The 7,729-nt window shown below is 42.8% G+C and carries 5 protein-coding genes; all 5 read left to right on the top strand.

What is annotated here, in order from left to right; genetic code table 11:
* Positions 1-176: 176 nt before the first annotated feature.
* Complete coding sequence (gene yycF, locus B3473_RS00435) at positions 177-887, top strand: response regulator YycF (RefSeq protein WP_154455017.1); 711 nt, start codon at positions 177-179, stop codon at positions 885-887.
* Positions 880-2,223: a cell wall metabolism sensor histidine kinase VicK gene (gene vicK, locus B3473_RS00430; RefSeq protein ID WP_154455018.1), complete on the top strand. Its 1,344-nt coding sequence runs from the start codon at positions 880-882 to the stop codon at positions 2,221-2,223. Before yycF ends, vicK begins: the two co-directional genes overlap by 8 nt.
* A complete protein-coding gene (locus B3473_RS00425; RefSeq protein WP_154455019.1) occupies positions 2,224-3,033 on the top strand; it encodes an MBL fold metallo-hydrolase in 810 nt (269 codons plus the stop codon).
* A gap of 204 nt (positions 3,034-3,237) precedes the next feature.
* Entirely contained in the window at positions 3,238-3,924 is a 687-nt protein-coding gene (gene rnc / locus B3473_RS00420) for a ribonuclease III (protein WP_167829298.1), read from the top strand.
* A 111-nt stretch (positions 3,925-4,035) separates the two neighbouring features.
* The gene (smc, locus tag B3473_RS00415) at positions 4,036-7,575 is read left to right on the top strand and encodes a chromosome segregation protein SMC (RefSeq protein WP_235280760.1); all 3,540 of its coding nucleotides are present in this window, start codon (positions 4,036-4,038) and stop codon (positions 7,573-7,575) included.
* Positions 7,576-7,729: the final 154 nt, after the last annotated feature.

Genomic DNA, 7,729 nt, shown 5'->3' with positions numbered 1-7,729 from the left:
AATGTGTAACAATAGATATGGTGTTATCGTCAAAAAAGAGGCAAGTAAGCAAACAAGGTGATCAATATTTCCAATTGAATTCGAAATTTGTTATAATCAAGGGTAGCAGTTAGGACAATCGCTTACCGATTGTGGTGTGAGAATTTTTGAATTGTTGAAGAATGAAGAGGTGGCATATGAAAAAAATTCTTATTATTGATGATGAAAAACCGATTTCGGATATTATTAAATTTAATTTGAACAAGGAAGGTTATGAAACCATCACGGCTTTTGATGGTCGTGAAGCCTTGAAGAAATTTGAGGAAGAATCGCCTGATTTGATTATTTTGGACTTGATGTTGCCAGAATTAGACGGGCTTGAAGTGGCTAAGGAAGTTCGTAAAACGAGCCACATTCCGATTATCATGCTATCGGCTAAAGATAGTGAGTTTGATAAGGTTATTGGTTTGGAAATTGGGGCCGATGATTATGTGACTAAACCATTTTCAAATCGTGAGTTGTTGGCGCGTGTGAAGGCTCACTTGCGACGCACGGAAAACATTGAAAGTGCCGTGGCTGAGGAAAATGCCTCAACAACTGGTTCTGAAATTGTGATTGGGGATTTGGAGATTTTGCCAGATGCTTTTGTTGCTCAAAAACGTGGGGAAGATATCGAATTGACCCACCGTGAATTTGAATTATTGCATCATTTGGCAACCCACATGGGACAAGTGATGACGCGTGAATATTTGTTGGAAACGGTTTGGGGCTATGATTATTTCGGCGATGTTCGTACTGTTGACGTGACGATTCGTCGCTTGCGTGAAAAAATCGAAGACACGCCTAGCCGACCTGAATACATTTTGACCCGACGTGGTGTTGGTTATTACATGAAATCTTATGAATAAGGTAATGTTAGATTATTTTGAGCAAACGCTCCTCTTCCTTTTAGCTTTTGTAGCGGTTTATTTTGTGTATTTGGCGATTCGTGATTACCGCACGTCTCTTAATATCAGGCGTTTAAGCGGTAAGGTGCGAGAGCTGATTACAGGACAATATTCCGAAGACATTGTTATCAAAAAAGATAGAGATTTAGCAGAATTAGCAGCGCAATTAAATGATTTGTCAACCGTCTTTCGCTTAGCCCAAGAAAATTTAGCCCAAGAAAAAAATCGTTTAGCCAGCATCTTGTCTTACATGACCGATGGGGTGCTTGCTACGGACCGTGCGGGCAATATCACCATGATTAACCAAACGGCGCAGCAGCAGCTGAATTTGGAGCGCGTGGAGGCTTTGAAACTTAATATCATTGATATTTTAGGGTCGGACAGTCATTACACTTATCATGATTTGGTGTCAAAGACGCCTGAGATTGTTTTAAACCGTCGGGACGAAACGGGTGAATTTATCACCTTGCGTATTCGATTTGCCTTAAATCGCCGTGATAGTGGCTTTATTTCAGGGCTTATTGCCGTTTTGCACGACACAACTGAGCAGGAAAAAGAAGACAGGGAGCGTCGCCTCTTTGTTTCCAATGTCAGTCACGAGTTGCGGACGCCCTTGACCTCTGTCAAATCGTATCTGGAAGCTTTGGACGAGGGAGCGCTGAAAGAAGATATCGCCCCTAGCTTTATCAAGGTGTCTTTGGATGAGACTAATCGCATGATTCGCATGATTTCGGACTTGCTCAACCTATCGCGGATTGATAATCAGACGGTTCGTCTGGAAGTAGAAGTGACCAATTTTACAGCTTTTATGACCTCGATTTTGAACCGTTTTGACCAAATCAAAAACCAAGATACCATTAGTGGCAAGTATTACGAGATTGTGCGTGATTACCCTATCAAGCCCATTTGGCTGGAAATTGACCCAGATAAAATGACGCAAGTCTTGGATAACATTTTAAACAATGCTATCAAGTATTCGCCAGATGGTGGCAAAATTACGGTGAAAATGCGGACGACAGAAACCCAGTTAATCATTTCCATTTCTGATGAGGGGCTTGGTATTCCGAAAAAAGATTTGCCGCTTATCTTTGATCGTTTCTACCGTGTGGATAAGGCAAGAAGCCGTGCCCAAGGTGGTTCAGGGCTTGGTTTAGCTATTGCCAAGGAAATTGTCAAACAACACAAGGGCTTTATTTGGGCACAAAGTACATATGGAAAGGGCTCAACCTTTACGATTGTACTTCCATATGAAAAAGATTCTGAAGTTTATGATGAATGGGAGGACAATGAAGAATAGATGTCAGACAGTAGTTTTAAATATAGTATTTTAGCTTCTGGTTCAACAGGAAATTCCTTTTATGTCGAAACGCCTAAAAAGCGTTTTTTAATCGATGCGGGGTTGACAGGTAAGAAAATCACGAGTTTGCTGGCTGAAATTGACCGTAAGCCAGAGGATTTGGATGCTATCTTTGTCACTCACGAGCACTCTGACCATATTAAGGGTGTTGGGGTTCTAGCGCGTCGCTATCACCTTGACATCTATGCCAATGAAAAAACGTGGGAAACCATTGATAGCCGCCAAATGATTGGGAAATTGGACAATGTGCAAAAGCACGTTTTTGAACGTGGCAAACTCATGACCTTTGGTGACATTGATATCGAAAGTTTTGGGGTTAGTCATGACGCTGTGGACCCTCAATTTTACCGTTTGATGAAGGATGATAAGTCTTTTGTCTTGTTGACAGATACGGGTTATGTGAGTGACCGCATGGCTGGTATGATTGAAAATGCCGATGGTTATCTCATTGAAGCCAATCACGATGTGGATATTTTGCGTTCAGGAGCCTATCCTTGGAGTTTGAAACAACGCATTTTGTCTGACAAGGGACACTTGTCCAATGAGGACGGTGCCCAAACCATGATTCGCACCATTGGTAACCGCACGAAAAAGATTTACCTAGGGCATTTGAGCAAGGAAAATAATATTAAAGAATTGGCGCACATGACCATGGAAAATAATCTCATGCAGGCTGATTTTGGGGTAGGAAATGACATGACGGTCCATGATACTTCACCAGATGAAGCGACGCCATTAACAATTCTTTAAACAAAGCAAAGCTAGGTCAACCGCCTTTTGGTTGCTAGCTTTTTTAGATTGTGGAGATATTTCAAGCGAAATTGCGATTGGCTCAACATTTTTCACGACTTTTTGGTATAATAAAAAGGTCTATAACACTGTTTGTTAAGATGTGTGACAGGCAGCTTTTGTTGATGTCGGCGTTGCTAGGTCTATGTTGAAGGGAGATTTGTTGTGCAAGCTTTAAATGAAAAACTGAAGCAAGAATTTGGAATCGATTTCAAGGATAAGACGTTGTTGGAAACAGCCTTTACCCACACTTCTTATGCCAATGAACATCGTCTCCTAAACATTTCACATAATGAGCGCTTGGAATTTTTAGGAGACGCCGTTCTTCAATTATTGATTTCACAATACTTATTTAAAAAATACCCTAAAAAACCCGAAGGGGATTTGTCAAAAATGCGTTCCATGATTGTTCGTGAGGAATCATTGGCTGGTTTTTCACGTTATTGTGGTTTTGATGCCTACATCAAATTAGGCAATGGCGAAGAAAAATCAGGCGGTCGCCACCGTGACACGATTTTAGGGGATTTGTTTGAAGCCTTTCTTGGTGCTTTATTGATGGACCAAGGTGTTGAGGCGGTCAATGCCTTTTTGAACAAGGTCATGATTCCCCAAGTCGAAAAGGGTAATTTTGAACGTGTCAAAGACTACAAAACCACTCTTCAAGAATTGCTGCAAGGGCAAGGTGATGTGAGCATTGATTACCGTGTGTCTAATGAATCAGGTCCTGCCCATGCCAAGGTCTTTGAAGTGACGGTATTTGTTAATGATGAAGCCAAAAGCAAAGGTATTGGCAAGTCGAAAAAATTAGCGGAACAAGATGCCGCCAAAAATGCTTTAGACGCGTTGCAATAACTGTTTTGAAAGGAATTACGAAGGGCAATGCTCACCTATTGCAAGTGTTGAGCTGACTGTTTGAAGAGTCGTTCATGCTTTCTTAGGTGTGTTTGCCTTTTTTGTTTGATTATGCACTTAAAAGAAATCGAGATGCAAGGGTTCAAATCTTTTGCAGATAAAACGCTGGTCAGCTTTGACAAAGGGGTGACGGCGATTGTCGGACCTAATGGGTCTGGAAAATCCAATATCACCGAAAGTCTGCGTTGGGCGCTAGGAGAATCCTCTGCCAAAAGCTTGCGCGGTGGCAAGATGCCAGATGTCATTTTTGCAGGTACAGAAACACGTAAAGCCCTCAATTACGCTCAGGTAACCGTGGTGCTGGATAATTCAGATGGTTTTATCCCACAAGCTAAGGAAACCATTCGCATTGAGCGTCGGATTTACCGTAGTGGTGATAGTGAGTATTTGATTGACGGGCGCAAGGTTCGTTTGCGTGATATTCACGATTTGTTCATGGATACGGGCTTGGGTCGGGATTCTTTTTCAATCATTTCCCAAGGGCGTGTGGAGGAGATTTTCAATAGCAAACCCGAAGAACGTCGGGCTATTTTTGAAGAGGCTGCGGGTGTGTTGAAATACAAGACACGTAAGAAAGAAACGCAGACCAAACTCAATCAAACGCAAGACAATCTAGACCGCTTGGAAGATATTATTTATGAATTGGACACGCAAATCGTGCCTTTAGAAAGACAAGCTCAGGTTGCCCAGCAGTTTCTGGTTTTTGAAGAGGAACGCAAGCAACTGCAGTTGAGTATTTTGGTTGAGGATATTCAAACAGATCAAGCTCAGTTGGAGCAGTTGAAGAGTTCTCTGGCGACTGTGCAGACAGATTTGTCGGCTTTTTATGCTCAGCAAGAGCATTTGGAAAAGAAAAATCATGCCTTAAAAGACAAACGTCGCCAGTTGTCTGAAGCCATTTCCAAGGGGCAAGATGACTTGATGCTTGTCACGAAAACTTTAGCTGATGTCGCTCATCAGATGGATTTGATTACCTTCGAATCCAGCCAAAAAGAAGAGAAAAAACAAGCCACAAGTAGCCAATTACAGGAATTGAAAGCTACGCAAAGCCAATTGCAAGAAGAAGTGACACAAAAGAAAGAACACTTAAAGCAATTAAACGAGCAATTGAGCACTACGCGTTCGCAAATCAAGCACTTGGAAGCAGAGTTGCAGCAATTTTCATCGGACCCAGACCAAGTGATTGAGCATTTGCGTGAAGAATTTGTCGGCTTGATGCAAAAAGAGGCAGAGTTGTCCAACCGATTGACCGCGACCTTGGCGGACATGGATAATCAAAAACAATTATCGGCATCCAAGTCCGAAGAACTCTCAAAAACGCAGGCTAATTTAGCAAGCTTGCAAGAAGAAGCTAAGGCTGCTTTGGCGCATTTTGAAGCCTCTCGTCAAGACGTTAAGGACTTGCTAGATACTTATCAAAAGGTACAGCAAGAAACCAATCAGCTTGAAAAAGACTACCACAGCCAACAAGACAAACTCTTTGACCAATTGGATGTGATCAAGTCCAAAGAAGCCAGACAGGCCAGCTTAGCCTCTATTTTGAAAAATCACAGCCAGTTTTACACTGGTGTTAAGGCTGTTTTGCAAGCTTCAGCTCAGCTAGGTGGCATTATTGGTGCGGTGAGTGAGCACTTGACCTTTGACAAACATTACCAGACGGCACTTGAAATTGCTCTTGGAGGAGCAAGCCAGCACGTCATTGTAGAAGATGAGGCATCTGCGAAACGTTCCATTGATTTTCTGAAGAAAAAACGTCAAGGGCGGGCAACTTTCTTACCACTCACAACCATTAAGCCAAGACACCTATCTGCTCAAAACCGTTCACTACTAAAAGGTAGTCAAGGCTTTTTAGGTGTAGCCAGCGACTTGGTTGCTGTGGAGTCACGTCTAGATACCATTTTCCAGAATTTACTGGGAACGACGGCTATTTTTGATACAGTAGACCACGCCAATCAAGCAGCCCGCCGTTTGCATTATCAGGTGCGTTTGGTAACCCTAGATGGAACCGAAATCCGTCCAGGCGGTTCTTTTTCAGGTGGTGCCAATCGTCAAAATAACACGATGTTCATCAAGCCTGAATTGGATTACCTTGTGGCTGAATTGGGAGAATTGCGAAGCTTGCAGTTGCAACAAGAAAAGCAGGTTCAATCCTTGCAAGAACGCTTGAAAGCTCAACAAGAACGCCTGAAACAATTAAAAGCAGACAGCGAACAGGCACGATTTGCAGAGCAAAAGGCAGAGCTGGAATACCAGCAATTGGCAGAACGTTTGACTGATGTTAAGCAACTTTACCAACGTTTGCAAGCCTCAGAAGGTGCGCAAGACGATGTGGCCTTGCAGGAACAAAAAGCCAAACTGGAAGCTGATTTGCAGGCTATTGCTGAACGTAAAGAAGCCTTGAACCTTGAAATTGAGCAGATTAAAGAAAACAAGCAAGCCACCACGCAAAAAGTAGCCAGCCTGCGTCAGCAATTGTCACAGGAAACCTTGACAGAGCATGATTTATTGAGTGAGCGAAAATTTGAGTCTGCCAATAAAACTCGCCTCGAAGTGACTTTGGCTGAAAAGAAAGAAGAAATTGAGCGCTTGGAGCAATTTTTGGCAACGACCAAAGACGACAATCAGTTGGAACGCTTGCCTATTTTGCAAAAGCAACAAGAAGCTGCTCAGGCCAAAAAATCAGAGCTTGACAAACAACTGGTTAGCCAACGCTTCGAATTGGAAGACTGCGAGGCACAGCTGGAAGAATTGGCTAATTTGATGACGCGTGAAAATCAGAAAAACGAGGATTTGATTCGTCAGCAAGCTATCCTAGAAGCTCAAATCAGCCAAGTATCTAGCCGCCTGCGTCAATTTGCTCAAGACTTATCTGAGGATTACCAATTTACCTTGGAGGACGCCAAACAAGCCAGCCAAGCCATTGAGGACATGCCACGTGCTCGCCAATGCTTGCAAGACTTGCATCGTCAAATCAAGGCTTTGGGGCCTATCAATCTGGATTCTATTGAGCAATATCAAGGAGTCAAGGAACGTCTGACCTTCCTAAACACGCAAAAAGACGACTTGATTCATTCCAAAGATTTGCTTTTGGGAACCATCAACGATATGGATGACGAAGTGAAAACGCGTTTCCAAACGACTTTCAATGCCATTCGTGAGTCCTTCAAACTAACCTTCCGCCAAATGTTTGGTGGTGGTTCGGCTGAATTGTCTTTGACGGATGACAATGTGTTGACCGCTGGGGTTGAGATTTCGGTGCAACCACCCGGCAAAAAAATCCAATCTTTGAATTTGATGTCAGGGGGAGAAAAAGCCCTGTCTGCTTTGGCTCTGCTCTTTTCAATCATCCGCATCAAGACCATTCCGTTTGTGATTTTGGATGAGGTAGAGGCTGCCTTGGACGAAGCTAATGTCAAACGTTTCGGGGATTACCTAAACCGTTTTGACCAATCCAGCCAATTCATCGTGGTAACCCACCGTAAGGGAACCATGGCTGCCGCAGATAGCATTTACGGCGTTACCATGCAAGAATCAGGCATTTCCCGCATCGTTTCGGTCAAATTAAAAGAGGCTGAAAACCTTGTGGACTAGCCTTTACAAAGAGAATAAAATGAATCCCAGCTGCTAACAGTTGGGGTTTTTAGGTCAATAGGAGTGTTAGATGTAAAAGTTTTAAAAGAATGCTGTATTCACAAGAAAATTAGAGTGTTTTTTGATAAAATAGGCTTATACGATTCTTTAGGAG

This window comes from Streptococcus sp. UBA632 (assembly GCF_002300045.1).
In the GTDB taxonomy this organism is placed as follows: domain Bacteria; phylum Bacillota; class Bacilli; order Lactobacillales; family Streptococcaceae; genus Streptococcus; species Streptococcus alactolyticus.
The sequence above is the reverse complement of the archived record's forward strand: the minus strand, read 5'-3'. Positions and strand labels throughout refer to the sequence as shown.